Below are 1,423 nucleotides of genomic sequence, written 5' to 3' on the forward strand. Positions count from 1 at the left end.
TGAGCGTTTTGCAAAATAGCGATTTTCACCGAAGGTGAAAAAGCGAGTACGATGCTAAAGTCAGTTTTACTTTATTTTTTAAAGTTACTTCTGATTGAAAATCTGTTCAAGGGCATACGGGCAGAATTTTTCGTTCTACTTTTTATGCACAATGTTGGCGTACAGACGCTTTAGACATAGCCAAGGCTGAAGCAAGTAAAATACAGAGGTTCAGAAAAACTTGCGTTTTTACTTTCTGAATACCACGGATATGAAGCTGATTTACCGTTAGATTTTCTTTGAGTCTGGCAAAAACGCGTTCTATGCTTGTTCTCTTGTTATAAAGTTCTTTCCAACGTTTCGTATCCCGATGAGGAACGCTAAAACGACGCAAGTCGTCATTGGGATTCACCTTAACAACCATTCCGTAATCAGAAGAAGAGCACCAGGCAGAACCATGTGGGCAGTCAACTTTTTGGGCGGCATGAGGACAGCGAAACTTTAAGTACCGTTTGTCTGCTCCCCAATATACCATGTCAAAACCCATGGAGCAGCGTGGTGTTCCGTTAGAGGAAAATCCTGTCGGTGGCTCTTTTTCATTTCGTAAATTAAGCGGAATAATGGCTTGTGCGTTCAGTTCATGAGCAACTTCATAATTCTTTAGCTGGTCATAGCCAGCATCCATCATGATAAATTCGATGTCGGTATTCGAAACTTCAGCCGCTTTATTCATCAATGCGGGTCCCATGTCGCCGTCATTTACATGAGCAGGTGTAACTTCTACAGCAATGGGAAGCTCACTTTCCGTATCAACAGCAAGATGAATTTTGTAGCCAAACCAGGTGATTTTGTTGCCATACGTATCGAACTTGGCACCCCACGTGGCATTTCCTGTGGTTTCAGACTTCTTCTTCGGCTGTTTTCGTTCATAAGCTTCAATAGCTGTGCTATCAATAGCAAGATGCTGGGTGGTCATCAGACCTTCGGTCTGACAGGAAGAAACCAAGTCGTGAAATAACTGCTCAGCCATCTGCTTTTCCACCATATCCGCGAATACACGACTGATTGTAGAGACAGATGGAGCATCCTGGTCCAGACGAAAGCCACATTGATAGCGAAAGCGCAAGTCTGTTTGTAAGCGACGATGCAGCATGGTAAATGTCGTAATGCCTTCCATAGGTGCAGCCAGAAAAGCGCGTAGAATGGCTTCGCGGCAATATCCTGGTGCTCCTTGTGGGGTATGACTTTTTAATTGTTTGGCATATGGACGTAAGTCCAAAGAAGAGAAAAAGATCTCTAATCGCTCTTTTGATTCAAGTTTTAGCCATTCTTCAAAGGAAAATAGCGTTTCTTGTAGAATATACACAGTGGACTTCCTCCTATTTAGTGGAATGGGTTTGGTCACCTGTATTCTTCTACAAGTTGGGGTGAAGTCCTTTTTTGT

1 protein-coding gene is annotated in these 1,423 nt (G+C 42.9%); it reads right to left on the minus strand.

The window, feature by feature from the left end; translation table 11 throughout:
* Positions 1–142 precede the first annotated feature (142 nt).
* Positions 143–1,345 (minus strand): transposase, encoded by a 1,203-nt coding sequence (locus ADA01nite_RS21650; protein ID WP_146812492.1) that lies wholly within the window; start codon positions 1,343–1,345, stop codon positions 143–145.
* Positions 1,346–1,423: the final 78 nt, after the last annotated feature.

The sequence above is a fragment of the Aneurinibacillus danicus genome (assembly GCF_007991215.1).
GTDB lineage: Bacteria > Bacillota > Bacilli > Aneurinibacillales > Aneurinibacillaceae > Aneurinibacillus > Aneurinibacillus danicus.